Source organism: Streptomyces sp. NPDC043867 (assembly GCF_056435845.1).
Genome location: NZ_JBWKDS010000009.1, coordinates 111,927 through 138,517, shown reverse-complemented (window position 1 = coordinate 138,517; position 26,591 = coordinate 111,927). Strand labels below are relative to the sequence as shown.

Below are 26,591 nucleotides of genomic sequence, written 5' to 3'. Positions count from 1 at the left end.
GGGGTCCCGAGATCTACAGGTACGGACCGCCCGAGCGGCCGCCCGTGCGCGGGTCCTCCTCGTCGTCACCGCCGCCGACGCCCGGCGGCAGGGCCCTGCGCATCTGCTCCAGCTGCGCCCTGGCCGCCATCTGCTGCGCGAACAGGGTCGTCTGGATCCCGTGGAAGAGTCCCTCCAGCCATCCCACCAACTGGGCCTGCGCAATGCGCAGTTCGGCGTCGCTCGGCGTCCCCTCGTCCGTGAAGGGAAGGGAGAGCCGCTCCAGCTCATCGACCAACTCGGGTGCCAGGCCGTCCTCCAGCTCCTTGACCGAGCTGGCGTGGATCTCCTTGAGCCGCACCCGGCTGGCCTCGTCCAGAGGTGCCGCGCGCACTTCTTCCAGCAGCTGCTTGATCATGCTGCCGATGCGCATCACCTTGGCGGGCTGTTCCACCATCTCCGTCACCGGGACCTCGCGGGAGTCCTGGTTCCCGACACCACCGGCGCCACCGAGAGGCAGTCCGTCCTCACCTACGACCAGAATCTGGGGGTTCTCCGGCGACCGTTCGTTCCTCGGCATCTCCATTGCGCCATTGTCTCGCACCCGTCCGCCTCATCACGGTGTGCCCCCTGCGGAGGGTGATCCTCCGGTCGGCCCCCGACGGGATGCCGGGATCGTCACGTCATGTGAGGCTTGTTCCGTTGATCTTGGCGACTCTCGCACCGGGAGGGGGTCACGGACGTGACTCCAAGGCTCCGCACACAGCCGCGGCACGGCCCCGCGCCGTTCATGGCGGGACTGGTACTGCTGCTGACCCTGTCGGCCGGCGGCACCACCCAGATGTCGTACGCGGCCTCACCCCCGGACGAGAGCGGGTCCCGGCCCTCCCCGTCCGTCTCCGTGTCCCCCACGCCGACGCCGACGCCGTCCCGTGTTCCGGCCGCCGACGCGTCCCGCGCCGGGAGCCGGGCGGGCGAGGGCCGCAAGCGTCCGGGGCGGGAGGAGACGGCACCGCGGGACGAGGACTCGGCACCGGCGTACACCGACCACGACCCCGGCAGCCGTCAGCGGCCCGAACGCCCTGGCAGGCCCGTCGGCCGGCCCGACGCGGACTCCGCGGACGGCGTGGACTCCGTGGACGGCACCGCCCACGCGGACGACACGGAGGGCTCCGACACCGCGGACAGCGACAGCGCCCCGGAGAGCGCCGTCGCCTCCGAAGCACCACGGGACGCGGCGGGGCAGACGCCCTCCCCGGCCCCGGCCGGTCCGTCCGTCACGCGGTCCGCGCCGCAGGAGCCCGTGCTGCGGATCCTGCCGCTGGGCAGCGGGCTGATCCTCATCGGCTGCGGCCTGGGACTCGCCTTCTTCGCCCTGCGGGCCCGACGCGCCTGAGCGGCGGTTCGCCGTCCTGGTTCGGCGGGCCTCGACGGCACCAAGGTTCGGGGGCGGGCCTACGGCACCACCAGCAGCACCTTGCCGATGTGGCCGCTCTCCTCCAGCACCCGGTGGCCCGCGGCCGCGTCGCTCATCGGGATCTCCCGGTCCACGACCGGCCGTACGTGGCCGCCGAAGATCAACGGCCACACGTGCTCGCGCACCGCGGCCACGATGGACGCCTTCTCGCCGAGGGGGCGGGCGCGGAGCGAGGTCGCGCTGACCGCGGCCCGCTTGCCGAGAAGCGTGCCGATGTTCAGCTCGCCCTTGACGCCGCCCTGCATACCGATGATCGCGAGCCGCCCGTTGACGGCCAGCGCCCGGACGTTGCGGTCCAGGTACTTGGCACCCATGTTGTCGAGGATCACGTCGGCGCCGCCGCCGTCGGTGGCCCGCTCGATCTCCTCGACGAAGTCCTGCTCCCGGTAGTTGACGAGGACGTCCGCACCGAGGTCGGCACAGAACCGCAGCTTGTCCTCGGTCCCCGCCGTGACGGCGACCTTGGCGCCGACCGCCTTCGCCAGCTGGATCGCCATGGTGCCGATGCCGCTGGAGCCGCCGTGCACGAGCAGGGTCTCGCCGGGACGGAGGTGGGAGATCATGAAGACGTTGGACCAGACCGTGCAGGTCACCTCGGGCAGCGCCGCCGCCTGCCGGAGGTCCAGCCCCTCCGGCACGGGCAGCAGCTGACCGGCCGGTACGGCGACCTTCTCGGCGTAACCACCGCCCGAGAGCAGCGCGCACACCTCGTCCCCGACGGCCCACCCGGACACGCCGGGCCCCAGGGCGGCGATCCGCCCCGAGCATTCGAGACCGGGGTAGGGGGACGCGCCCGGCGGGGGGTTGTAGAAACCCTGCCGTTGCAGCAGATCGGCTCGGTTGACGGCGCTGGCCACCACGTCGACCAGGACTTCGCCCTCCCCGGGCTCCGGGTCCGGGACCTCGTCCCACACCAGCGCCTCGGGTCCACCAGGTTCGACAATCGTGATCGCTCGCATGCCGCGAGGCTACTTCAGGAGACCCGCACGATCGTGATGAGACGGTCCGTCAACTCCAGCGTGCCGATGGCGGGATCGTCGTATCCGAGCACCCGGTGACCTCGTACGACGCTGACCACCAGCTCACCGGTCTCGCGCACGCCCTTGCCGACCTCGGCCTTTATGACCGGGCGTTCGACGATGTCGAGGCCGCTGCCCTGCTGGATGAGGTCCTCCATGACCAGGCCCGCGCTGGGGCTGAGGACGGAGAGCCCGAGCAGCCGGCCGGCCGCGCCCGCGCTGGTGATGACGGCGTCGGCGCCGGACTGGCGCAGCAGCGGCGCGTTCTCCTCCTCCCGCACCGCGGCCACGATCTTCGCGGTGCCGTTGAGCTGGCGGGCGGTCAGGGCGACGAGCACGGCCGTGTCGTCCCGCTGCGTGGCGATGACGATCTGCCGCGCCCGCTGCACCTCGGCCCGCAGCAGCACGTCGCTGCGCGTCCCGTCGCCCACCACGCCCGCGTACCCCTCGGCCACCGCCGCGTCGACCGCTTCCGGGCCGGGGTCGACCACGACGATGCGCTCCTTCTTCAGCCCCGTCGCACAGAGGGTCTGCACGGCGGACCACCCCTTCGTCCCGAAACCGACCACCACGGTGTGGTCACGCAAGGGGGGCCTCCCACGAATCGACGGACGTCACGCGTGCCGACGTTACCCATCCGGGGGCGCAGATCCGAGAGCATGGCCCCGGTGCCGGCCGACGACCGGACCGCGAGCCGCTGGGAGCAGGCCATGAAGGACGGGCAGCAACGACCGCCCAGGACAGCCGTACGCCGGGACGGCACGGGCAGGAGAGGCACGGGCGGAGGGAGCCCGGGCGGCACGGACACGCGGGCGGGGGCCGCCTCCGGGAAGGGGCGGAGCGGTGCCGGGAGGTTCCCCATCCTGCGGTCCCTCTGGTACCGGTCGCGCACCGAGGCCCTGGACGACGCCGAGGCGGGACGCTCGATCCGGCTGCCCGTCGAGGGCACGGTGCCGCCCCTCCAGCAGGTGCTGCGCCGGCTCGCCATGGCGCTGCTGGTCCTCGCCCTCACCACGTTCCTGGTCTGGGTGGACCGCGCCGGCTACCACGACAGCTCCGACAGCACGGTCGACCTCCTCGACGCCGCGTACTACGCGACCGTCACCCTCTCCACCACCGGCTACGGCGACATCACCCCGGTGAGCGACACGGCCCGCCTCGTCAACATCCTCGTCATCACCCCGCTGCGCGTGCTCTTCCTGATCATCCTGGTCGGCACCACCCTGGAGGTCCTCACCGAGCGCACCCGGCAGCAGGTGCGCATCCACCGCTGGCGCTCCCGGATGCGGGACCACGTGGTCGTGGTCGGCTACGGCACCAAGGGGCGGCACGCCATCGAGACGCTGCTGGGCCAGGGCATCCCCAGGGAACGGATCGTCGTCGTCGACCCGCAGCACAAGACGGTGGACGCGGCGGGCAGCGACGGGCTGGTGGCGGTGCTCGGGGACGCCACCCGCTCCGACACCCTCCTCAAGGCCGAGGTGCAGCACGCCGCCCAGGTGATCGTCGCCCCGCAGCGGGACGACACCGCGACGCTCGTCACGCTCACCGCCCGCCAGCTCAACCGGCGCGCCACGATCGTCGCCGCCGTCCGCGAGGACGAGAACGTGCCGCTGCTGAAGCGGAGCGGCGCCGACATGGTCGTCACCAGCTCCAGTTCGGCCGGCCGCCTGCTGGGCGTGTCGATGGCCAGCCCGCACGCCGCCGACGTGCTGGAGGGCCTGATGACGTACGGCAGCGGCCTCGACCTGGCGGAACGGCCCGTGTCGGAAGGGGAGATCGGTGCCGCGCCGCGCGACTGCACCGACCTCGTGGTGGCCGTCGTACGCGGCGGGCAGGTACTGGACCAGGCGGCTCCCGGCACCACGCCGCTGCGGGCGGGCGACCGCCTGATCACGATCAGCCGGACCGCGAACGGCGGGCAGCGCCACCCGTAGGCCGCGCGTTCACGACCGTGGGCCTCGCGCTCACGACGCGGCCGGTCGGCTTGGCTGATCTGCGGGTGGCTTGGTCGGGCGGGTGGCCCGCCCGGTGGGGCGGGGCTCGCCCGGTGGGGCGGGGCTCGCCCGGTCGGCTGCCGGTCAGTGAGGGGGCGACGCGCCGGTCACTCGATGCACGCCAGGCCGGCCAGGGCCCAGGGCAGATCGAGGATCTCCAGCTCCTGACCGGCCCGGGCACCGCCGGGCGGTACGACGGCGAGGGCGTCGGACGCGGCGATGCCCCGCAGCATCGCCGGACCGTTGTAGTGCAGCGGCACGGCCCGCTCGGCGCGCAGCGCGACGGGCACGAGCCGGGTGTCGTACGGATGCCCGTGCACGGCTTCCGTGAGAGGAATCGCGTACGGCTCCGGAGCCGCCCGTCCGGCGAGGGTGCGCAGCAGGGGCTCGGCGAGCGTGAGCAGCCCGGAGACGGCGGCCAGGGGATTGCCGGGCAGGCCGACGAGGTGCTGGTTCTCCTTGGTGCGGGCCAGCAGCATGGGGTGCCCGGGGCGGACCTTGACGCCGTCCACGAGGAGCTCGGCGCCGAGGCGGGCCAGGACGGGGTGCACGTGGTCGACGGGGCCGGCGGCGGTGCCGCCGGTGGTGACGATCAGGTCGGCGCCGGAGCCGGCGATCGCCTTGTGCAGGGCCTCGGCGTCGTCGCCCAGCCGCCGCACACCGACGACCTCGGCGCCGGCGGACCGCAGCCAGGACGGCAGCATGGGACCGAGCGCGTCCCGGATGAGCCCGTCCCGGGGAAGACCCGACGTGAGCAACTCGTCGCCGAGGACGAGGACTTCGGCCCGCGGGCGGGGGAGAGCGGCGAGCGTGTCGTAACCGGCGGCCGCGGCGAGGCCCAGCACGGCCGGGGTGACCAGCGCGCCGACGGGCAGGAGCTGGTCGCCGCAGCGGCACTCCTGGCCCCGCGGCCGGATGTCCTGCCCGTGCACGACCTCGCGGGTCGCGTGCAGGCGTCCCTTCTCGTCGGTCCGCCCGTGCTCACTGCGCAGGACGGCGGTCACGTCCTGCGGGATACGCGCCCCGGTGGCGATCCGCACCGCCTCCCCGTCGGTGAGCCGCTCCGGCTGGGCCTGCCCGGCGAGCACGCCCTCCTCGCGCACGTCCCAGGGACCGGGACCCGCCACCGCCCACCCGTCCATCGCGGACGTGTCGAAGGAGGGCAGGTCCGTGAGCGCGGCGAGCGGCGCGGCGAGAACCAGGCCGAGGGAGGCGTCGAGCGGTACGGAGACGGGCGCCCGGCACGCTCCGGCACGGCCGGCCCGTTCGGCAAGGGTGCGTGCCTGCGGCCACGGGGTGGCCCGGTGATGCTCGATGGGGGCGACGCGGTGTCCGTGCTGCCCGCCGTCGGGGGCGGGGACGGGCCGGCTCTGGGGCGTGGGGACGGGTTCCCCCTTGACCAGGGCGAGGGCCTCTTCGACGTCGAAGTCCTCGTCCTCCTGGCTGTCCCGGGTGCCGCGGGCGGCGGTCATCCGGCGTCCTTGCGACCGGCGGGACCGTCGCCGGACGGCCCGGCGGGGGCCGGACCGGCCGGTCCGGCGGGGCTCGCGGCGGGGGACTGGGCCGCGGGGTCCGCAGCGGCGGCCGACGGGGCGGAGGGGGCCCCGGTCGTGGCCGACGGGTCCGCGGTCGTGGCCGACGGGTCCGCGGTCGTGGCCGACGGGTCCGCGGTCGTGGCCGACGGGTCCGCGGTCACGGCCCGCGGGACGGGCGGGCCGGTGTCCGGCTGGGGTGAGGCGTCCTCGGCCGCCCAGGCGAGGGCCAGCGCCGACGCCCTGCGGGCGGCTTCGGCCACCGCCTCGGGGCCGCCCTTCGCCTGCGCGGCCGCGTACCCCACGAGGAACGTGGTCAGCGGCGCCGCGGGACGGGCCACCGAGTGCGCGGCGTCGCGGGCGAGGTCCAGCAGGACGCCGGTGTCGACGTCCAGGTCGATGCCCAGTTCGTCCTTGACTGCGGAAATCCATTCATCCAGCACGTGCCCATGCTCCCTGATGCGTGACCGAGCGGCGGCGATGTCGTCCCAGGTGTCGCAGTCGAAGGACGCGACGGGATCGGAGATACGGGTGAGGTCGAGCGCGGCGGTGACTCGCCGCAACGGCAGCCCTTCCAACCCGCCCCGGTCACCGCCGAGCGCCCCCAGCACCCGCCGCAACGCCGCCGCCCGATAGACGGCGACCAACGGCTGCTCCCGCCCGCCGCGATCGGTGAGAAGAACGCCGTCGGGGTACGGGGGGTGACTGGACGGGGCTCCGGTGGGGTGCGGGGGGTGAGTGGACGGGACCGGGGTGGACCGGGGGGAGCGGCCGGGGTCGACGGCGGCCGGGTCGGCGACGTTCGGATCGGCGGTGGCCGGGATCGCCGTGTCCGTGTCGGCCGTGACCTGACCAGGGGCGCCCGGGTGGACGGCCATCGGATCGGCGGCAGCCGGGTCGACAGTGGCCGGGTCGGCGGTGCCCGGAGCGGAGGTGGCGGCAGCAGCGGTGGCCGGGTCCGCCGTGACCGGAACGGCAGCGCCCGGGCCGACGGCCATCGGACCGGCGGCACCCGCGGCGGCCGGGGCCGGGTCGGCGGCGCCCGGAGCGGAGGTGGCGGCAGCAGCGGTGGCCGGGTCCGCCGTGACCGGAACGGCAGCGCCCGGGCCAACGGTCATCGGACCGGCGGCACCCGCGGCGGCCGGGGCTCGGTTGGCGCCGCCCGCAGCGGCAGCACCCCCGCCGGCGGCGCCCGGAACGACGGCGCCCGGAACCCCGGTGTCCAGGCCGACGGTTGCGTGGTCGACGTCGGCCGGGTCGAGGTTCGCCCGGTCGACGTTCACCCGGTCGAGGGCGCCCGGAACCACGCCGGCCGGCCGGAGCGCCGCCAGCAGCCGCCGTACCGTCCCCGCCGTCAGGAACGGCAGATCGGCGGAGAGTACGACGACGTACTCGGCGGTGGTGTGCCGCAACCCCGCGTCCAGCGCGGCAACGGGCCCCGCCCCCGGGGAATCCTCACGCGCCCACACGACGGGCCGCGCGGTCGGCCTCCGGTCGGCCACGACGACGACGGCCCCGGCACCGGCGCACGCGGCCAGCACCCGGTCGAGCAGCGCCCGTCCGCCCACCCGCACCCCGGGCTTGTCCGCGCCCCCGAGCCGCCGCGCCCCGCCCCCGGCGAGCACGACGGCGTCGAACGCGGCAGGCCCCACGGGCACGCCGTCCACGTCGCCCGCGGTCGGGGCGACGTCGACGGACGCGGCATCGGCGGCGCCCGGTGAGTCGTGCGCGGTCATCCACCGAGTATGGGCGCCCGAAGGATCATTTCCACCCCGTGCACAGCATGTGGACGGGGGCTCCCTCCGACGGACCACGACCGGCCCCCCGTAGGCCCACGACGGACTACCACGGACCACTACGGACCACTACGGACTACGACGGGCCACGACAGACCCCGACGGACCCCGACGGACTACAGCGTCCGCAACAGGACCGCCGGCTGCTCCACGCAGTCCGCGACAAACCGCAGGAATCCCCCCGCTGTGCCGCCGTCGCACACCCGGTGGTCGAAGGTGAGCGAGAGCTGCACGACCTGCCGTACGGCCAGCTCGCCCTCGTGCACCCACGGCTTGGGGACGATGCGGCCGACGCCGAGCATGGCCGCCTCCGGGTGGTTGATGATCGGCGTGGAGCCGTCCACGCCGAACACGCCGTAGTTGTTCAGCGTGAACGTCCCGCCCGTGAGGTCCCCGGGTGTCAGCGTCCCGCTCCGAGCCGCCTCGGTCAGCCGCGCGAACTCCGCGCCGAGCGACTCCGTGTCCCGCGCGTGCGCGTCCCTGACGACGGGCACGACGAGCCCGCGCTCGGTCTGGGCGGCGAAGCCCAGGTGCACCCGGTCGAGCCGCACGATCTCGCGGGCGTCCATGTCGACCGTCGAGTTGAGCTCCGGGTAGCGGGCAAGCGCGGCGGTGCAGATCCGCGCGAGCAGCGCCAGCAGCGGGATCTTCGGAGCGCCCGCCGCGTTCATCGCCCCGCGCGCCCGCATCAGTTCCGTCGCGTCGGCGTCGACCCAGCAGGTCGCGTCGGGTATCTCACGACGGCTCCGGGAGAGCTTGTCGGCGACGGCACCGCGGACACCCCGCAGAGGCACGCGGACCCCGTCCGTGACGACCGGCGTCCGGGCGGCCCCGGACGGAACGGGAACCCCGTCGGCGTCACCGCGCACGACGGACGACCGCTCCGTACCGGAGGGACGGTCGCCCGGCACCCGTACCGTGCCCCGCCCGGCACCGGCGGCCCGCAGCGCGGACTCGACGTCCGCCCGCAGGATCAGTCCGTCCGGCCCCGAACCCGCCAGCTCCCGCAGGTCGAGACCGTTCTCCCGGGCGAGCCTGCGCACCAGCGGGGAGATCACCGGAACCGGTCCCTCCGCGCATACGCCCCGATCCGCACCGACTGTCCGCGCCGCACCGGCGCCGTCGGAGCCGAACGCGCCGTCGGCCAGGGCTTCCGCCGCCTCCGGTACGACGGCCGCCGGGGATCCGGCGGGCGCTCCCGCAGGGGCGGTGCGTACCGCCGAGGACGGCGCTGCGGCCCCCGCGGCCGCGAAACCGTCCGCGCGCGGCCCGGACCCGGGCGCCGCGGGCCGCACCCGCCTGCGCCGCGAGGGCGGGGCCTGCGTGCCGTATCCCACGAGGACGTTGCCCGACCCCTCGTCGGCGTCCGCCGGCCCGGGCGCCCCGACCGCGACCGTGATCAGCGGGGCGCCCACGGGCAGTTCGCTGCCCTCGTCGCCGAAGCGGGCGGTGACCACGCCCCCGTAGGGACACGGCACCTCGACCATCGCCTTGGCCGTCTCGACCTCGACGACCGGCTGGTCCACCGCGACGACGTCACCGACCTGGACTAGCCAGCGGACGATCTCCGCCTCGGTGAGGCCCTCCCCGAGGTCGGGGAGCTTGAACTCCAGCACCCGGGCCATCAGCTTCCCCCCTCCCACTGCAGCCGCGCCACCGCGTCCAGGATCCGGTCGACACCGGGCAGATGGTGGCGCTCCAGCATCGGCGGCGGATACGGGATGTCGAACCCGGCCACCCTCAGCACCGGTGCCTCCAGGTGGTGGAAACAGCGCTCGGTGATCCGCGCGGCGATCTCTCCGCCCGGCCCGCCGTACCCACCGGACTCGTGGACGACGACCGCGCGTCCGGTCCGCCGGACCGCCTCGCACACCGTCTCGTCGTCGAACGGCACCAGGGAGCGCAGGTCGACGACTTCGAGGTCCCAGCCCTCGGCCCGCGCGGCCTCGGCCGCCTCCAGGCAGACCGGCACGGACGGGCCGTACGTGACGAGCGTGGCGCTCCGGCCCGGGCGCCGCACCACCGCGCGGCCTATCGGTTCAACGGCGGTCGGCTCCTGCGGGTTCCAGGAATCCTTCGACCAGTACAGGCGCTTGGGCTCCAGGAAGACCACGGGGTCGTCGGAGGCGATGGCCTCGCGCAGCAGCCCGTAGGCGTCGGCGACGGTGGCGGGCGTGACGACGTGAAGCCCGGGAGTCGCCATGTAGTACGCCTCGGAGGAGTCGCTGTGGTGCTCGACGCCGCCGATGCCTCCCCCGTACGGGACGCGGATGGTGATCGGCAGCGGCATGGCCCCGCGGGTGCGGTTGCGCATCCGCGCGACGTGGCTGATCAGCTGCTCGAACGCCGGATAGGCGAAGGCGTCGAACTGCATCTCGACGACCGGCCGCAGGCCGTACATCGCCATGCCGACGGCGGTCCCGAGGATGCCCGCCTCCGCGAGGGGCGTGTCCGTGCAGCGGTCCTCGCCGAACTCCTCGGTCAGGCCGTCGGTGACCCGGAAGACACCGCCGAGCGCGCCGACGTCCTCGCCCATGACGTGGACCGTCGGATCGTCGGCCATGGCGTCGCGCAGCGCGCGCCCGAGAGCCTGCGCCATGGTGGCCGGTTTCAGGGCAACGGTGGTCATCGCCCGGCCCCTTCCGCCCCGTGCGTCCCGTCCGCCTCGGCTTCGAGCTCCGCGCGCAACTGGGCCTCCTGTTCCCGCAGCTGTGGGGTGGGCTCGGCATACACATGGGCGAACAGGTCCATGGGGTCGAGCACCGCGTCCTGGTTCATGCGCTCGCGCAGATCGGCGGCCATGGCCTCGGCGTCCTCCCGCGCGGCCCGTATGCCGTCCTCGTCGAGCAGGCCCCGCTCGGTCAGCTCCCGCTCCAGCAGGGCGATCGGGTCGTGCGCGCGCCAGGTCTCGACCTCGGCGTCGCCCCGGTAGCGGGTGGCGTCGTCTGCGTTCGTGTGGGCGTCGATGCGGTACGTGACGGCCTCGACGAGTGTCGGGCCGCCCCCCGCGCGCGCGTGCCGTACGGCGTCGGAGAGGACCTCGTGCACGGCCGCCGCGTCGTTGCCGTCGACCAGCCGGCCCGGCATCCCGTAGCCGACGGCCTTGTGGGCCAGCGAGGGGGCCGCGGTCTGCTTGGCGAGCGGGACGGAGATGGCGAAGCCGTTGTTCTGGACGAGGAAGACGACCGGGGCCTGCCACACGGCGGCGAAGTTCAGCGCCTCGTGGAAGTCGCCCTCGCTGGTGCCGCCGTCGCCGACCATGGCGAGCGCGACCACGTCGTCACCCTTCAGGCGCGCGGCGTGGGCGAGGCCCACGGCGTGCGGGAGCTGGGTGGCGAGCGGCGTGCACAGGGGCGCGATGCGGTGCTCGCGCGGGTCGTAGCCGGTGTGCCAGTCGCCGCGCAGCAGGGTGAGGGCCTGGACGGGGTCGAGGCCGCGGGCGACGGCCGCGAGGGTGTCGCGGTAGCTCGGGAAGAGCCAGTCGCGCTCTTCGAGGACGAGGGCGGCGGCGACCTCGCAGGCCTCCTGGCCGGTGGTGGAGGGGTAGACCGCGAGGCGGCCCTGCTTGGTGAGGGCCGTGGCCTGCGTGTTGTAGCGGCGGCCGCGGACCAGCTGGGCGTACAGCCGGCGCAGCAGGTCAGGGTCGGCCTGCGCGGCGGCCTCGGTGCCGAGGACGCGGTGGGGCAGCGCGTCGGGCAGCAGCGGCGCGGGGTCGGTGCGTGGCTGCCAGGCGGGCGGCGGTGTGGGCCGGTAAGCGCCTCGCTGCTCCATGACCGTCATGACGGCACCTCCTCGTGGGAGCGGCTGGGAGAGACGCACCGGGTGTGATGCGCCTCACCTACCGATTGTTCGGTCGTCGGCGCATTTTGGCTACAGGCACCGCCAGGCTGTGGACAAACGGTTCTGCACAGCCTGTGATGGACGCAGTACGTCCATGGTAGGGAAGCGGGGGGACATGGCACCTGAACAAATGGCCGAGGGACCCGAGGCCGGATCGGCGCTTCCGCCGGCCCGCCCGCTCGACGCCATCGACCAGGACATCCTGCAGATGCTCCAGGCGGACGGGCGCGCCTCGATACGTTCGGTGGCCGAGCGCGTCCATGTGTCACGGGCCAATGCCTACGCGCGGATCAACCGCCTCATCGAGGACGGTGTCATCCGCGGTTTCGGGGCCCGCGTCAACCACGAGCGCGCCGGAGCGGGCACCTCGGCGTACATCACCCTCAAGATCGTGCAGAACTCGTGGCGCACCGTGCGCGAGCAGTTGCGGGCGCTGCCCGGGGCCGCCCACATCTCGCTGGTGGGCGGCGACTTCGACGTCCTGCTGCTGGTGCACACCCCCCACAACCGGGCGTTGCGGGAGCTGGTGCTGACCCGCCTCCAGGCCATCCCCGAGGTGCTCAGCACACGGACGCTGCTGGTCTTCGAGGAGGAGGACGTGGAGCCGGAGGGGTGAGGTGCGGGCACACCGCGCCGGATCCTTTTCGCGACAGGCCTGGGCGAGGCTCGCGCCCCCGGCTCAGCCCTCCTTGCGCAGCCCCTCGAACACGAGCCGCACGACCGCGTCGGACACTTCCCGCTCGGCCGAACCCCGGCCGTCGGGCCGGTACCACTCCACGATCGAGTTGATCATTCCGAAGACCAGCCGCGTGGCGAGCCGGAACTCCACGTCGTCGCGCACGTCGCCGTCGGCGGCCGCCGCCCTCAGCAGCTCGGCCACCCGGTGGTCGAAGTCGCGGCGCCGCTCCAGGGCCCAGCGCTCGGTGTCCGTGTTGCCGCGCACCCGCAGCAGCAGCGTCACGTACGGCAGCTCGGCCGTGAGGACCTCCACCATGCGCCGTACGACGTACTCCAGGCGCTCCACGGCACGCCCCACGCGCGCGTGCTCCTCGTCGAGGATCCCGAAGAGGCCGTCGAGGGCCCGGCGCACGGCCCGGCCCAGCAGCTCCTCCTTGCCCGCGACATGGTGGTAGATCGAGGACTTGGAGATGCCGGCGGCCTTGGACAGGTGCTCCATGGAGGTGCCGTCGTAGCCCCGCTCGATGAAGACCTGCACGGCGACGTGCAGGAGCGTCTCCGGGGTGTACGTGTCCCGCTTGGCGGTGGTCATGAGGTGCCCTCCCGCTTCTCGGGGGCGTGTCCGTGGCGGTACAGCGCGAGAGAGGGCGCGTAGCGGCCGGAGGGTTCGCGCAGGTGCAGCTCCTCCAGGAGGTCGTGCGCCCAGGTCCTGCCGAGCCGGCGGCTCCATTCGAAGGGGCCCAGCGGGTAGTTGACGCCGAGCCGCATCGCGGTGTCGATGTCCTCCTCCGTGGCCACGCCCTTGGCGACCGCGTCGTGCGCCAGGTCGATGATCCGGGCCACCGTCCGGGCGACGATCATGCCGGGCGCGTCCCCGATGACACTGACGTCCTTGCCGAGCGCCTGGAAGAGGCCGGTGGCCTCGGAGAGCGTCTGGGAGGCGGTGTCCTGGGAGGCCGACAGGGCGATCCGGGTGGCCCTGCGGTAGTCGAGCGCCAGGTCGAAGTAGACGACGTCACGGAACTCGACCGAGGTCTGGCCGTCGGCGAGGGCCAGCTGACCGCCGGAGGGCAGCAGCAGGCGGGTGCCGTGGTCCTCTTCCTCCTCGCGGACCTGGATGCCCGCCTCGCGGATCAGGGCGACGAGGTCGCGGGCCGGCCCGAGGTCGCCCTCGACGGTGACGTACGCGGGCGGGCGGGCCTTCTCCGCGGTGTGCGGCTCGGGACGCTCGGCGCCGTCCGCGTAGTCGTACCAGCCGTGTCCCGCCTTGCGGCCGTGCCGACCTGACTCGACGAGCCGCCGCTGGGCGAGCGAGGGCGTGAAACGCACGTCCTGGAAAAAGGCCTGCCACACGGAGTGCGTGACGGACTCGTTGACGTCCTGACCGATCAGGTCCGTCAGTTCGAAGGCACCCATCCGGAAGCCGCCGGACTCGCGCAGCACGGCGTCGATCGTGGCGGGATCGGCGGCCTGGGACTCGTACACCGCGAAGGCCTCGGCGTAGAAAGGCCGGGCGATGCGGTTGACGATGAAGCCCGGGGTGTCCGCGCAGGCCACAGGGGTCTTCCCCCAGGCGCGGGCCGTCTCGTACGCGCGCGTGGCCGACGTGACGTCGGTGGCGAACCCGGAGACGACCTCCACCAGGGGCAGCAGCGGGGCGGGGTTGAAGAAGTGCAGCCCGACGAAGCGGCCCGGGTTGCGCAGCGCGCCGCCGATGGCCGTGACGGACAGGGAGGAGGTGTTCGTGGCGAGCAGGGCGTCGTCCCCGACCACGTCCTCCAGGTCGCGGAAGAGCTGCTGCTTCACGTCGAGCTGCTCGAGCACCGCCTCCACCACGAGCACGCAGTCGGCGAGTTCGCCGAGGCTGTGCGCGGGATGCAGCCGGGCACGGGCGGCGTCCCGGTCGGCGGCGCTGAGCCGGTCCTTCTCGACGAGCCGGTCGAGTCGCGCGCCGATCGCCCGGGCCGCCTCTTCGGCGCGTCCCGGGGCGGCGTCGTACAGCCGCACGGGCCGGCCCGCGACCAGCGCGACCTGGGCGATGCCCTGGCCCATGGTGCCGGTGCCGACGACGGCCACGGGGCTGCTGAGGTCGAGTGCTGTCATGCTCGCGATCCTCCCGCACACGGTTTTCCACAGATGCGGCGGTCCCCCTTGTCCCGACCGATCGTTCGGTTACTCTAGCCGTGTCCGTCCCTTCCTGCCCAGCTCGCGAGCTCGACGAGGAGCTCCTGAGACGAGGAGTTGGTCCTTGATGGCCGCCGAACTCACCGCGCACCAGCTCATCGCACAGCACCGGCCCACCCTCGACCAGGCGCTGGAAGCGATCCGCACGCGCGCGTACTGGTCCCCGCACCCCGAGCACCCCAAGGCTTACGGGGAGCACGGGAGCCTGGGCATGGCGGAGGGCAAGGCCGCCTTCGACGCGCTCCTGGGCACCCGCCTCGACCTCGGCCAGCCCGGCACGGACGACTGGGTCGGCGGCGAGACCTCGCCGTACGGGATCGAGCTCGGCGTCAGCTATCCGCATGCCGACGTCGACGTGCTGCTGCCGGCCATGCGCGCCGGCCGGCGCGCATGGCGCGACGCGGGCGCGGAGATGCGCGCGGTGGTCTGCCTGGAGATCCTCAAGCGGATCAGCGACCGGACGCACGAGTTCGCCCACGCCGTCATGCACACCAGCGGCCAGGCCTTCATGATGGCGTTCCAGGCGGGCGGGCCGCACGCGCAGGACCGCGGCCTGGAAGCAGTGGCGTACGCGTACGTGGAGCAGGTCCGCACGCCGGACACCGCGGAGTGGAGCAAGCCCCAGGGCAAGCGCGACCCGCTCGCGCTGACCAAGCAGTTCACGCCGGTCCCGCGCGGCATCGCCCTGCTGATCGGCTGCAACACCTTCCCCACGTGGAACGGCTATCCGGGCCTGTTCGCCTCCCTGGCCACCGGGAACGCGGTCCTGGTGAAGCCCCACCCGCGGGCCGTCCTGCCCCTCGCGCTCACCGTGCAGGTGGCCCGCGAGGTGCTCGCCGAGGCCGGCTTCGACCCGAACCTGGTGGCGCTGGCCGCCGAGCGCCCCGGAGAGGGCATCGCGAAGACCCTGGCCGTCCGCCCCGAGATCCGGATCATCGACTACACGGGCTCGACGGAGTTCGGCGACTGGCTTGAGGCCAACGCCCGCCAGGCGCAGGTCTACACGGAGAAGGCCGGCGTCAACACGGTCTTCGTCGAGTCGACCGACGACTACAAGGGCATGCTGTCGAACCTCGCCTTCTCCCTGTCCCTGTACAGCGGCCAGATGTGCACGACCCCGCAGAACCTGCTGATCCCCCGCGACGGCGTCCGCACGGACGAGGGCCCCAAGTCGTACGACGAGGTGGTCACCGACCTCGCCAGGTCGGTCGACGGCCTCCTCGGCGACGACGCCCGCGCGAACGCGCTGCTCGGCGCCATCGTCAACCCTGACGTGAAGGCCCGCCTGGAGGCCGCGTCCGGCCTCGGCGAAGTCGCGCTGCCCTCACGGGAGGTCGCCAACCCGGAGTTCCCGGACGCCGTCGTCCGCACCCCGGTGATCGTGAAGCTCGACGGCGCCCGGAAGTACTGGGAGGGCGCCGAGACCGAGGCCGCCTACCTGAGCGAATGCTTCGGACCCGTCTCGTTCGCCGTCGCGGTCGACTCGGCGACGGACGCCGTGGACCTGCTGCGGCGGAGCATCAGGGACAAGGGCGCGATGACGGTCGGCGCGTACACCACCTCGGAAGAGGTCGAGCAGGCCGTGCAGGAGGCCTGCTTCGACGAGTGCGCCCAGCTCTCGCTGAACCTGACCGGCGGGGTCTACGTCAACCAGACCGCGGCCTTCTCCGACTTCCACGGCTCCGGCGGCAACGCCGCGGCCAACTCGGCCCTGTGCGACGGCGCGTTCGTGGCGAACCGCTTCCGGGTCGTGGAGGTCCGCCGCGAGGCGTAGCCGTCACGCCGGCGCGCCCCCGGCGGCACTCCAGTGGAACAGCGTCATCGCCACGCTGGTCGCGAGGTTGTAGCTGGAGACCTGGGGGCGCATCGGCAGGGACACCAGCCGGTCGGTCCGGGCACGCAGTTCGGCGGAGAGCCCGCTGCGCTCGGAGCCGAAGGCCAGGACCGCGTCGTCCGGGATCCTCAGCCCGCGGATGTCCTCGCCCTCCGCGTCGAGGGCGAACAGCGGCCCGGGCGGCAGCTCGGCGACCGTCAGCCGCTCCACGACGGTCGCGAAGTGCAGCCCCGCCCCGCCGCGTACGACCGTGGGGTGCCAGGGGTCGAGCGTGCCGGTGGTGACCACGCCGGTCGCCCCGAACCCCGCCGCGAGCCGGATGACGGCGCCCGCGTTGCCCAGGTTCCTGGGATTGTCGAGCACGACGACGGGCGCCGTGCGGTCCGGGCGCGCGAGGGTTTCGAGATGGGCCGCCCTGGAGGGTCGTACGGCCAGCGCCGCCACCGCGGTGGGGTGCGGACGCGGGATGAGAGCCCGCAGAGTGCCCTCCGGGACCTCGACCAGGAGCATGTCCAGCACGTCCCGTACGTCCGGGGCCAGTTCGTCGGCCAGGGCGAGCGCCGCCCGCCGGTCCGCGGTGACCGCCACGGGGATCTCGGCCCGGAAGCGGACCGCGTGCTTGAGCGCGTGGAAGCCGTCGAGCAGGACCGAGCCGTCGGCGAGGCGGTGCCAGGCCCGCACCGCCTCGTCCGCGCCGCCGGAGGCCGCGCTACTCGATGCCGCGCCACCGGAGGCCGCGCCGGCAACAGTGTCGGTACGGGTACCCGTACCGGAGTTCATGCCCGTACCGGTACCCGAGTCGCCGTACCCATCGGTACCCGTACCGGAACCTGTGTCGCCGTACCCGTCGGTGCCCGTACCGGTACCCGTGTCGCCGTTCCTGTCCTGCCTGCCGCAGCCCGGGTCGTTCATGCCCCGAAGCCTACGTGCGTCCCCTCCGCCGGCTCCGAGCTGAGTGGCCGCTGCCCGCGCGGCCCCGGCACCGTACGGGCCCCGCGGGGAAAACCGCCTCCACGCGCGCGTGCCGCCCATCCGCCCACGCGCCGCAGGAAGGACGTCGGCAGGAACACCGCGTCGGCGGCGATCATCGCCAGCGAGAAGAACGGCAGCCCGAGGACCACGGCGATCACGGCGTGCTCGGTCATCATCACCGCCAGCAGGACGTTCTTCACCCGCCGGTTGAAGAGGGTGAACGGGAAGGCGACCTGCACGACGACCGTCCCGTACGTCACCAGCAGCACCATCGTGCCGTGCGCGGTCAGCATGTCGGAGAGCGCGGGCCAGGGCGAGAAGTAGTCCAGGTGCAGCGGATAGTAGACGGCGGTACCGTCCTGCCAGCGCGAACCCTGGATCTTGTACCAGCCGGCGGTCGCGTAGATCAGGCAGGCCTCCGCCATGATCACGGCCAGGGCCGCGTTGTGCGCGAGGTTGGCAACGACGTCGAGCAGGATCCGGGGCTGCTCGGTGCGGGCGCGGCGGCCGGCCGCCCACCACAGTCCCTGCACGGCCCACAGCCCCCAGAAGACCGTCAGCCAGCCTCCGAGCCATCCGCCGTCGATCTTCCCCGTGAGCGTGACCGCGACCAGGGCGAGGCCCAGCAGGCCCCAGAGGGCGGGCCCGACGGGATCGGACTCACCGGCGCCCTCCGGTATCTCCTGAGCGCGTGCCGCCCGCTCGCGCCGGGCCCGCCGTTCGTCCAGGGACCACACCTGCCCACAGCGGGTGAAGACCAGGTAGACGGCCATCAGGTGGAGGACGTTGTCGCCGCCGTCCCCCATGAAGACACTGCGGTTCTGCAGGGAGAGCACGCCGATCATGAACAGGACGGACATGGTGCGGGTGCGCCAGCCGATCATCAGCAGGACGCTCGACAGCACGGCCAGGGCGTAGACGCACTCGAACCAGAGCTGACTGTCCGACCACATCAGGGCCGTGAAGGCATGGTTGTTCGCGATGAGCTGCCGGGCGAGGTCCCAGCTCCAGGGCCCGTCCGGCCCGTACATCTCCTGGCGGTGCGGGAACTCCCGCAGCAGGAACAGCAGCCAGGTGGCGGCGAAGCCGACGCGGATCACGGCCGTCTGGTACGGGCCGAGGGCCGTCTCGGTGACGCGGGCGATCGCGCGCGCGAGGGCGAGGGAGAACCGGTTCATCAGGCGCTCGCCCCCGCCCCGCCCGTCGGCACCCGCCACCAGGGCAGTACACGGAAGACCGGCTTGTCGGACACCTGCTCCGCGCTCCACGAGGGGGGTGGCACGTTGGCGGTCCGGGAGCGGACCTGCACCCGCTCGACGCGGCCGGCGTCGGCCTCCGCCCGCTCACGGCCGAGGCGCAGCACGACGATGCGGCGCAGATAGTGCTCGGAGAGGGTGCCGCGCAGGCCGGCCGGACGGTTCTCGCTGTCGTGCGAGGCGACGAAGAAGTCCCAGGCCCGGCGCAGTTCGTTCTGCTGCGTGTGGCTCGGCAGCAGATTGCCGTCGATGGCCGCGCCGTCCTGCGCGGACAGGTCGTACCAGCCGGTCGTGCGGTGCCCGCCGTCCGAGGTCCTGACCTCCGCGCGGACCTGGACCGCGATGTTCTGCTGCAACGGGTTGGGCGCGAACAGCTTCCAGTTCTGTTCGAACTCGGGGTAGATCCATTCCTCGACGGCCCGGCCGTGCTGCCTGGTGGCCGTGTTCGGGGGCGCAACGTGCAGGAACACCATGCCGAGGTGCACACAGGCGGCGACCGTGACGAAGGCGAGGGCGACGGCGGCGGCGATCCGGTACGGAAGCGAAAGCGCGGCGAGCCCGGCCCGGTCGGACGCCGGAGCCCCCGCCTCCGCCCGCGCCTCCGCCGCCGGCTCCGCCCGGCCCACCGGACGGTTCTCCGGCTCGGCGTCGAAGGGAGCCACGTCGGCCGGACGGTTCTCCGGCCCGGCGTCGAAGCGGGGCGGGTCCGCCGGGCGGTCTTCCGGGCCGGCGTCGAGACGAGCCGGGTCCGCCGGGCGGTTCTCCGGCCCGGCGTCGAGGCGAGCCGGGTCCGCCGGGCGGTTCTCCGGCCCGGCGTCGAGGCGAGCCGGGTCGGCGGGGCGCGCGGCGCGGCCTTCGGACCCGGAGCCGGGGCCGGGGCGGGCCGGTTCGTCCGGTGGTGGGGGCGCTGCGGAGGCCCCGGGCCGGCCGGGCCCGTGACGGGCGTCCGAGCCCTCGTCGTACGCGTCCATTCCGCCCCGCTTCCGATTCCGGTCCGATTCCCCGCCGTCCGGCGGTACGGCGCCGTATCGCTCGCGCATCCCGCGCCCCGACGTACGCACCGGAAGGGAACGGTACTCAGGCCCACGGCCCGGCACAGCCCCATGAGCCACAGCAGTCGCATCGGGGCCGCACGAGGTTATCCACAGCGGTTGACACCTTACGACGCTCGCCCGACCATGGTTTCGAGCGGACCGAACGATCGGTCGGTAGTCAGGAGCGAGAGGTCGAGGGGGACCGCATGGCCACAGCAGCCGCGCAGCGTACGGCCCGCACAGAGGCGGACCCGGCCACGGACAGCGCCGCGCACGAGGCGTACGAGCGGGCTTTCGACGCCGCCGTCGCGGCCGACGAGCGCATCGAGCCCCGCGACTGGATGCCCGAGGCGTACCGCTCCACCTTGGTCCGCCAGATGGCGCAGCACGCCCACTCCGAGATCATCGGCATGCAGCCGGAGGCCAACTGGATCACGCGCGCGCCCTCGCTGCGCCGCAAGGCGATCCTGATGGCCAAGGTCCAGGACGAGGCCGGACACGGCCTGTATCTCTACAGCGCCGCCGAGACCCTCGGCACCAGCCGGGACGAGCTGCTGGACAAGCTGCACAGCGGCCGCCAGAAGTACTCGTCGATTTTCAACTACCCGACGCTGACCTGGGCGGACGTCGGCGCCATCGGCTGGCTGGTGGACGGCGCCGCGATCACCAACCAGGTCCCCCTCTGCCGCTGCTCCTACGGGCCGTACGCCCGCGCGATGGTCCGCGTGTGCAAGGAGGAGTCCTTCCACCAGCGCCAGGGGTACGAGCTGCTGCTGGCCCTCAGCCGCGGCACCCCGGAGCAGCACGAGATGGCCCAGGACGCGGTGAACCGCTGGTGGTGGCCGTCCCTGATGATGTTCGGCCCGCCCGACGACGAGTCCGCGCACTCCGCGCAGTCGATGACGTGGAAGATCAAGCGCCACTCGAACGACGAGCTGCGCCAGCGTTTCGTCGACATCTGCGTCCCGCAGGCGGAGTCCCTCGGCCTGACCCTCCCCGACCCGGACCTGCGGTGGAACGAGGAGCGGGGCCACCACGACTTCGGCCCGATCGACTGGTCGGAGTTCCACGAGGTCCTCAAGGGCAACGGACCGTGCAACGAACAGCGGATCACCCAGCGCAGGCGTGCTCACGAGGAGGGCGCCTGGGTCCGCGAGGCGGCGGCCGCGTACGCCGGCAAGAAGGCGGCCAGGACGGACGCGGCCGGCACCGGCCGACCCGAGGACGCACACGGAAAGGCGCGCGCATGACCACCGACTGGCCCCTCTGGGAGGTCTTCGTGCGCTCGCGCCGCGGCCTCTCGCACACCCACGCGGGCAGCCTGCACGCCCCGGACGCCGAGCTGGCCCTGCGCAACGCGCGCGACCTGTACACCCGGCGCGGCGAGGGCGTCTCGATCTGGGTCGTCCCGTCCAGCGCCGTCACGGCCTCCTCACCCGACGAGAAGGACCCCTTCTTCGAGCCGTCCGCCGACAAGCCCTACCGGCACCCGACCTTCTACGAGATCCCGGAAGGGGTGAAGCACCTGTGACGCCCACGCTGCCCGCGGCCGGCACCGCGGCCGCCGCGGCCCTCTGCCTCGGCGACGACGCCCTGGTGCTCTCGCACCGCCTGGGGGAGTGGGCCGGCCACGCCCCCGTCCTCGAAGAGGAAGTGGCCCTCGCGAACATCGCGCTCGACCTGCTCGGCCAGGCCCGGGTGCTGCTGTCCCTGGTCGGGGACGAGGACGAGCTGGCGTACCTCCGCGAGGAGCGCGCCTTCACCAACGTCCAGCTGGTGGAGCAGCCGAACGGCGACTTCGCCCACACGATCGCCCGCCAGCTGTACTTCTCCACCTACCAGCGCCTGTTGTACGGGCAGCTGGCGGCCGGTGACAGCGCGCTCGCGCCGCTCGCCGCGAAGGCCGTGAAGGAGGTCGCCTACCACCAGGACCACGCGGAGCAGTGGACCCTGCGGCTCGGCGACGGCACCGAGCTGAGCCATGAGCGGATGCAGCGGGCCTGCGACGCGCTGTGGCGCTTCACCGGCGAGCTGTTCCAGCCGGTCGAGGGGCTGGACGTCGACCGGGAGGCACTGCGGGCCGACTGGCTGGCATCGGTCACCGGTGTGCTGCACCGCGCCACCGTCGACGTGCCCCAGGGGCCGCAGTCCGGAGCGTGGACGGCGGGCGCCGGCCGGCAGGGGCTGCACACGGAGCCGTTCGGCCGGATGATCGCCGAGATGCAGCATCTGCACCGGAGCCACCCGGGAGCGTCATGGTGACCCCCGCTCCCACGGCCGAGGGCCGCGCCACCCCGCTCGAGGAGGAGCTGCGCCGGCTCGCCGGGTCCGTGCTCGACCCGGAACTGCCCGTCCTCACCCTCGAGGAGCTGGGTGTCCTGCGCGCGGTGCACGTCCGCGACGGCGGCTCGGTCGAGGTCGAGCTCACCCCGACGTACACCGCCTGCCCGGCCATCGAGGCGATGTCCGTCGACATCGAGCGGGTACTGCGTGAACACGGCGTGCGTGACGTGTCCGTCCACAAGGTGCTGAGCCCGGCCTGGTCGACGGACGACATCTCGGACGAGGGCCGCCGCAAGCTGCGGGAGTTCGGCATCGCACCACCGCGCGGCGGACGCCCGGCCGGGCCGGTGACGGTCGGGCTCGGCCCGACCCGGACGACCGGCACGAAGCCGGAAGCAGGCACTCCGGGAGCGCCCACCCCGAAAGCGGTCGCTGAGGACGCGGCCCCGGCGGAGACTGCCCCGCTGGAGACCGCCCCGGCGGAAAGAATTTCGGTGGAGACGACGCCGGCGGAGACGGCCTCCGTGGAGGGAACCTCGCTGGAGACGGCCCCGGTGGAGACGCCCTCCGTGGGGGAAACCGCGGTGGAGACGGCCCCGGAGCAGGAGCGCCTCCGTTGCCCGCTCTGCGGTTCCGCCGACACCGAGCTGCTCAGCCGCTTCTCGTCCACCGCCTGCAAGGCGTTGCGGCGCTGCCTGTCCTGCCGCGAACCGTTCGACCACTTCAAGGAGCTGTGATGGCCCGCTTCCACCCGCTCCCGGTGGCCGCGGTCGACGGGCTCACCGACGACTCCGTCGCCCTGACCTTCGCTGTACCGCCCGCCCTGCGCGAGGAGTTCCGGCACGCCCCCGGCCAGCACCTCGCCCTGCGCCGCACGGCCGACGGCACGGAGATCCGGCGGACCTACTCGATCTGCTCCCCCGCGCCCGCCCCGGAGGACCCCGAAGGCCCGCACACCCTGCGCGTCGGCGTCCGGCTCGTCGACGGCGGCGCCTTCTCCACGTACGCGCTCAAGGAGATCGCCGTCGGCGACGAGGTGGAGGTGATGACACCCGCCGGCCGCTTCACACTGGACCCGGCGCCCGGGCTCTACGCGGCGGTGGTCGGCGGCAGCGGAATCACCCCGGTGCTGTCGATCGTCACGACCCTGCTGGCACGTGAACCGGAGGCCCGGTTCTGTCTCCTGCGCAGCGACCGGACGTCGGCGTCGACGATGTTCCTGGAGGAGGTCGCCGACCTCAAGGACCGCTATCCCGAGCGGTTCCAGCTGGTGACCGTGCTCTCCCGGGAGGAACAGCAGGCGGGGCTGCCGTCGGGACGCCTCGACCAGGAGCGCCTGTCCGCGCTGCTGCCCGCCCTGCTGCCCGTGGACCGGGTCGCGGGCTGGTTCCTGTGCGGGCCGCTCGGGCTGGTCGAGGGGGCGGAGCGGGCGCTGCGCGGCCTCGGGGTGCCCCGGACGCGACTGCACGAGGAGATCTTCCACGTGGACACCGTCGCCCCGCCGCCGACCAGCGCGCCGGCCCCCGCCCACAGCACGGTGACCGCCCGGCTCGACGGCCGTGGCGGAACCTGGCCCGTCCAGCCCGGCGAATCCCTGCTGGAGACCGTGCTGCGCAACCGCCCCGACGCCCCGTACGCCTGCAAGGGCGGGGTGTGCGGCACCTGCCGCGCCTTCCTGGTCTCGGGCGAGGTGCGGATGGACCGCAACTTCGCGCTGGAACCGGAGGAGACCGACGCGGGGTACGTACTGGCCTGCCAGTCGCATCCGGCGACCGAGAAGGTGGAGCTGGACTTCGACCGCTGATCCCGGCGCCCGGGTTCCCCGCGCCCGTTCCCTTCTCGTAGAACCTGTTCTATCTTGACGCACCGTCAGATCCAGAACCGGGAGATCCGACGGGTGGACAGGGCGCGTGGGAGGGCGGGACCGTGGACTTCACCTTCACCGAGGAGCAGCAGGCGGCGGTCGAGGCGGCCACGGCGGTGTTCGCCGGGGTCGCACCGGACGGTGTGCCCAGTCCGTCGCTCACCGCGGGGGCCGTCGCCGAGGACTTCGACCGGCCCCTGTGGGCCAGGCTCGCCGACGCCGGTCTGCTGAGCCTGCTGCTGGACGCGGAGTACGGCGGTGCGGGCCTGGACCCCGTCGCTCTGTGCCTGGTGCTGCGCGAGTCCGCGAAGGTGCTGGCCCGGGTGCCGCTGCTGGAGAGCACCGCGGCCCTGGTCGCCGTGCAGGCCCACGGGAGCCCGGAGTTGAAGGCGGACCTGCTGGCCCGGGCGGGCCGCGGCGAGTTCGTACTGACCGTGGCCGCGAGCGGCCGCACCGGCCACGACCCGGCCGAACTCGCCGTGTCCGCCCGGCAGGACGGCGACGTCTGGGTGCTGGACGGGCTGCAGACCGCCGTGCCCTGGGCGCACAACGCCGACCACGTCGTCGTCCCCGCGCACACGGCCGCCGGCCGGACCGTCCTCGCCCTCGTCCCCCGCGTCCACGAGGGAGTCGTACTCGCCGAGCAACTCTCCACCACCGGTGAGCGGTTGGGGGAGCTGCGGCTGGACTCGGCACGGATCGCGGCACGCGACGTCATCGACGCGGACGGCGCCTGGGAACGGCTCCGCGAACTGCTGACCACCGGGACGTGCGCGCTGGCCCTCGGGCTCGGTGAGGGCGTGCTCAGGATGACGAGCGCCTACACGAGCACGCGGGAACAGTTCGGTTTCCCGGTCGCCACCTTCCAGGCCGTGGCCATGCAGGCCGCCGACCGCTACATCGACCTGCGCGCGATGGAGGTCACGCTGTGGCAGGCCGCGTGGCGGATCAGCACGGGCGCGGGCGGTGCGCTGCCCGCCGCAGCCGACGTGGCCGTCGCCAAGACCTGGGCGTCCGAGGGAGTACGACGCGTCGTGCAGACCGCGCAACACCTCCACGGAGGCTTCGGCGCGGACGTGGAGTATCCCCTGCACCGCTACCACGCCTGGGCCAAGCACCTCGAACTGTCCCTGGGCCCGGCGGCCGCCCACGAGGAGGCCCTCGGAGACCTGCTGGCCGTCCACCCCCTGGGCTGACCACGCCCCCGGCCGACGCGGGCGCACGTCCCGCGCGGGCGCGAGGGCCTACAGCACGAACCCCGGTTCGCCCTTGCCGTTCACGACCGGGCGCCCCGCGGCGGCCCAGACCTGCATCCCGCCGTCTACGTTCACGGCGTCGATGCCCTGCTGGACGAGGTACATGGCCACCTGCGCCGAACGGCCGCCGGAACGGCAGATCACATGAACCCTGCCGTCCTGCGGCGCCGCCTCGGTCAGCTCGCCGTAGCGGGCCACGAAGTCACTGATCGGGATGTGCAGCGCCCCTTCGGCATGACCTGCCTGCCACTCGTCGTCCTCCCGGACGTCCAGCAGGAAGTCTCCGTCCGTGAGATCCGCGACCTCGACGGTGGGCACACCAGCTCCAGAATGCATGCCCCGACGCTACCTGACCGCACGGACGGCCCGACGCCCCAGGCACGCACGACAGACCCACCGAGCACCACACTGCCGCGGTACCGCCCTACTCGACGGCGCGGCACCGCACTACCGCCCGACCCAACGGCGCCCGACCGGCGATGGCACCGCCGCCGGGCCACGACCCGGCACGACCGAAGACGACCGAACGACGACCGAACGACGACCGCAGGGTCCTAGCCGGTCAGCGCGGCCAGCTGAGCCTCGCGCTCGCCGACCTGCGCGAGAAGCTGCTCGGCGATCTCCTCGAGCAACCGGTCCGGATCGTCCGGAGCCAGCTTGAGCATCGAGCCGATCGCGCTGTCCTCCAGCTCACCGGCGATGAGCGTGAGCAGTTCCTTGCGCTGGGAGAGCCATTCGAGACGGGCGTAGAGCTCCTCGCTGCGGCTCGGCTTCCACTCCTCCGGCACGGGACCGGCGGCCCACTCCTCGGACAGCTCCCGCAGCAGACCCACATCGCCCTTCGCGTAAGCGGCATTGACCCGGGTGATGAACGTGTCGCGCCGCGTGCGCTCGTCCTCCTCCTGCGCCAGGTCGGGGTGGGCCCGACGGACGAGTTCGCGATAGAGCTTGCGCGCCTCGTCACTGGGGCGGACCCGCTGCGGGGGCCGCACGGGCTGGTCCGTGAGCATCGCCACGGCCTCCGGGAACAGTCCCTCCGAGTCCATCCAGCCGTGGAACAGCTCCTCGACGCCCGGCATCGGCATGACCCGCGCCCGCGCCTCGTCGGCCTTCCGCGCGTCCTCCGGGTCACCGGTCCGGGCGGCCTGCGCCTCGGCGATCTGCGCCTCCAGCTCGTCGAGCCGCGCGTACATCGGCCCGAGCTTTTGATGGTGCAACCGCGAGAAGTTCTCCACCTCGACGCGGAAGGTCTCCACGGCGATCTCGTACTCGATCAGCGCCTGCTCCGCCGCGCGTACGGCCCGCTCCAGCCGCGCCTCGGGCCGCGCGTCCTCACCGACCGCTCCACCCGTGCCCTCACCGGCCACCGCATCCGCGCCCACACCGGCCACCCCATCCGGGTCCTGACCCGCCGCCGTAGCCGCGTGCTCACCTGCCGCCTCGCCGGCCGCCGCGTCCCGGCCGGTGTCATCACCATGATCGGCCTGGTCGGCCTGATCGGCCTGATCACTCCGGGCAGCGTCGTCGCTCGGCCCGCCCGAGGGCCGAGGTCCCGGCCCGTCGTCCGGCTGAGGCCCCTCAGCGCTGCGG

Annotated in this window: 23 protein-coding genes and 3 pseudogenes; 10 read left to right on the top strand and 16 right to left on the bottom strand. The window is 73.4% G+C overall.

Annotation, left to right across the window (positions count from 1 at the left end):
* Positions 1-13: 13 nt before the first annotated feature.
* Complete coding sequence (locus tag AC069T_RS11800) at positions 14-565, bottom strand: bacterial proteasome activator family protein (RefSeq protein WP_478782569.1); 552 nt, start codon at positions 563-565, stop codon at positions 14-16.
* 156 nt (positions 566-721) lie between these two features.
* Between AC069T_RS11800 and AC069T_RS11795 the strand changes: the two genes are divergently transcribed.
* Positions 722-1,375, top strand: coding sequence for a hypothetical protein (locus tag AC069T_RS11795; RefSeq protein ID WP_478782568.1), 654 nt, complete (start codon positions 722-724; stop codon positions 1,373-1,375).
* A gap of 59 nt (positions 1,376-1,434) precedes the next feature.
* Here AC069T_RS11795 and AC069T_RS11790 read toward each other — a convergent pair whose 3' ends face one another.
* Entirely contained in the window at positions 1,435-2,415 is a 981-nt protein-coding gene (locus tag AC069T_RS11790; RefSeq protein ID WP_478782567.1) for an NAD(P)H-quinone oxidoreductase, read from the bottom strand.
* Between the two features lie 14 nt (positions 2,416-2,429).
* Positions 2,430-3,077 (bottom strand): annotated as a pseudogene (locus tag AC069T_RS11785) (potassium channel family protein); the annotation flags it as partial.
* 261 nt (positions 3,078-3,338) lie between these two features.
* On the opposite strand from AC069T_RS11785, the gene AC069T_RS11780 reads away from it, so the two are divergent.
* The gene (locus tag AC069T_RS11780) at positions 3,339-4,412 is read left to right on the top strand and encodes a potassium channel family protein (RefSeq protein WP_478782655.1); all 1,074 of its coding nucleotides are present in this window, start codon (positions 3,339-3,341) and stop codon (positions 4,410-4,412) included.
* A gap of 167 nt (positions 4,413-4,579) precedes the next feature.
* Here AC069T_RS11780 and AC069T_RS11775 read toward each other — a convergent pair whose 3' ends face one another.
* The 6 genes and pseudogenes from AC069T_RS11775 to pdhA form a co-directional block, all read right to left on the bottom strand.
* On the bottom strand, positions 4,580-5,944 hold the full coding sequence (locus AC069T_RS11775; RefSeq protein WP_478782566.1) for a molybdopterin molybdotransferase MoeA: 1,365 nt from the start codon (positions 5,942-5,944) through the stop codon (positions 4,580-4,582).
* 239 nt (positions 5,945-6,183) lie between these two features.
* Positions 6,184-7,122: pseudogene (locus AC069T_RS11770) on the bottom strand (DUF6457 domain-containing protein); the annotation flags it as partial.
* A 189-nt stretch (positions 7,123-7,311) separates the two neighbouring features.
* Positions 7,312-7,740, bottom strand: a pseudogene (locus AC069T_RS11765) (NTP transferase domain-containing protein); the annotation flags it as partial.
* Between the two features lie 176 nt (positions 7,741-7,916).
* Positions 7,917-9,425: a dihydrolipoamide acetyltransferase family protein gene (locus tag AC069T_RS11760; RefSeq protein ID WP_478782565.1), complete on the bottom strand. Its 1,509-nt coding sequence runs from the start codon at positions 9,423-9,425 to the stop codon at positions 7,917-7,919.
* Positions 9,425-10,429 (bottom strand): alpha-ketoacid dehydrogenase subunit beta, encoded by a 1,005-nt coding sequence (locus AC069T_RS11755; protein ID WP_478782564.1) that lies wholly within the window; start codon positions 10,427-10,429, stop codon positions 9,425-9,427. Before AC069T_RS11755 ends, AC069T_RS11760 begins: the two co-directional genes overlap by 1 nt.
* Positions 10,426-11,580, bottom strand: a complete 1,155-nt coding sequence (pdhA, locus tag AC069T_RS11750) for a pyruvate dehydrogenase (acetyl-transferring) E1 component subunit alpha (protein ID WP_478782563.1) — start codon at positions 11,578-11,580, stop codon at positions 10,426-10,428. Before pdhA ends, AC069T_RS11755 begins: the two co-directional genes overlap by 4 nt.
* 190 nt (positions 11,581-11,770) lie before the next feature.
* Between pdhA and AC069T_RS11745 the strand changes: the two genes are divergently transcribed.
* Entirely contained in the window at positions 11,771-12,256 is a 486-nt protein-coding gene (locus AC069T_RS11745; RefSeq protein WP_478782654.1) for an Lrp/AsnC family transcriptional regulator, read from the top strand.
* A gap of 63 nt (positions 12,257-12,319) precedes the next feature.
* Here the strand turns inward: AC069T_RS11745 and AC069T_RS11740 are convergent, their stop codons facing one another.
* Positions 12,320-12,910: a TetR/AcrR family transcriptional regulator gene (locus AC069T_RS11740; protein ID WP_478782562.1), complete on the bottom strand. Its 591-nt coding sequence runs from the start codon at positions 12,908-12,910 to the stop codon at positions 12,320-12,322.
* Complete coding sequence (locus tag AC069T_RS11735) at positions 12,907-14,421, bottom strand: 3-hydroxyacyl-CoA dehydrogenase (protein WP_478782561.1); 1,515 nt, start codon at positions 14,419-14,421, stop codon at positions 12,907-12,909. The genes AC069T_RS11740 and AC069T_RS11735 overlap by 4 nt, the downstream gene beginning before the upstream one ends.
* 148 nt (positions 14,422-14,569) lie before the next feature.
* Here AC069T_RS11735 and paaN point away from each other — a divergent pair, with 148 nt between their 5' ends.
* Entirely contained in the window at positions 14,570-16,276 is a 1,707-nt protein-coding gene (paaN, locus tag AC069T_RS11730) for a phenylacetic acid degradation protein PaaN (protein WP_478782560.1), read from the top strand.
* Between the two features lie 3 nt (positions 16,277-16,279).
* Here paaN and AC069T_RS11725 read toward each other — a convergent pair whose 3' ends face one another.
* The 3 genes from AC069T_RS11725 to AC069T_RS11715 form a co-directional block, all read right to left on the bottom strand.
* Entirely contained in the window at positions 16,280-17,116 is an 837-nt protein-coding gene (locus AC069T_RS11725; protein ID WP_478782653.1) for a TrmH family RNA methyltransferase, read from the bottom strand.
* Positions 17,117-17,244: 128 nt separating this feature from the next.
* Positions 17,245-18,486 (bottom strand): HTTM domain-containing protein, encoded by a 1,242-nt coding sequence (locus AC069T_RS11720; RefSeq protein WP_478782559.1) that lies wholly within the window; start codon positions 18,484-18,486, stop codon positions 17,245-17,247.
* Positions 18,486-19,535, bottom strand: coding sequence for a DUF5819 family protein (locus AC069T_RS11715; protein WP_478782558.1), 1,050 nt, complete (start codon positions 19,533-19,535; stop codon positions 18,486-18,488). The genes AC069T_RS11720 and AC069T_RS11715 overlap by 1 nt, the downstream gene beginning before the upstream one ends.
* Positions 19,536-19,804: 269 nt before the next feature.
* Between AC069T_RS11715 and paaA the strand changes: the two genes are divergently transcribed.
* From paaA to AC069T_RS11685, 6 genes are all read left to right on the top strand, one after another.
* On the top strand, positions 19,805-20,848 hold the full coding sequence (paaA, locus tag AC069T_RS11710; protein ID WP_478782557.1) for a 1,2-phenylacetyl-CoA epoxidase subunit PaaA: 1,044 nt from the start codon (positions 19,805-19,807) through the stop codon (positions 20,846-20,848).
* Positions 20,845-21,129 carry a 1,2-phenylacetyl-CoA epoxidase subunit PaaB gene (gene paaB, locus AC069T_RS11705; RefSeq protein WP_358850895.1) on the top strand — a complete coding sequence of 95 codons (285 nt, stop codon included), beginning with the start codon at positions 20,845-20,847 and terminating at the stop codon, positions 21,127-21,129. The genes paaA and paaB overlap by 4 nt, the downstream gene beginning before the upstream one ends.
* Positions 21,126-21,860, top strand: a complete 735-nt coding sequence (gene paaC, locus AC069T_RS11700) for a 1,2-phenylacetyl-CoA epoxidase subunit PaaC (protein WP_476753058.1) — start codon at positions 21,126-21,128, stop codon at positions 21,858-21,860. Before paaB ends, paaC begins: the two co-directional genes overlap by 4 nt.
* A complete protein-coding gene (locus AC069T_RS11695; protein ID WP_478782556.1) occupies positions 21,854-22,618 on the top strand; it encodes a PaaD-like zinc ribbon domain-containing protein in 765 nt (254 codons plus the stop codon). The genes paaC and AC069T_RS11695 overlap by 7 nt, the downstream gene beginning before the upstream one ends.
* Positions 22,618-23,685, top strand: a complete 1,068-nt coding sequence (locus AC069T_RS11690; RefSeq protein WP_478782555.1) for a 2Fe-2S iron-sulfur cluster-binding protein — start codon at positions 22,618-22,620, stop codon at positions 23,683-23,685. Before AC069T_RS11695 ends, AC069T_RS11690 begins: the two co-directional genes overlap by 1 nt.
* A gap of 122 nt (positions 23,686-23,807) precedes the next feature.
* Positions 23,808-24,941 (top strand): acyl-CoA dehydrogenase family protein, encoded by a 1,134-nt coding sequence (locus AC069T_RS11685; protein WP_478782554.1) that lies wholly within the window; start codon positions 23,808-23,810, stop codon positions 24,939-24,941.
* Between the two features lie 48 nt (positions 24,942-24,989).
* Here AC069T_RS11685 and AC069T_RS11680 read toward each other — a convergent pair whose 3' ends face one another.
* Together AC069T_RS11680 and AC069T_RS11675 are read right to left on the bottom strand one after the other, a co-directional pair.
* A complete protein-coding gene (locus AC069T_RS11680) occupies positions 24,990-25,319 on the bottom strand; it encodes a rhodanese-like domain-containing protein (RefSeq protein WP_476753141.1) in 330 nt (109 codons plus the stop codon).
* A 236-nt stretch (positions 25,320-25,555) separates the two neighbouring features.
* Positions 25,556-26,383, bottom strand: a complete 828-nt coding sequence (locus AC069T_RS11675; protein ID WP_478782652.1) for a hypothetical protein — start codon at positions 26,381-26,383, stop codon at positions 25,556-25,558.
* Positions 26,384-26,591: the final 208 nt, after the last annotated feature.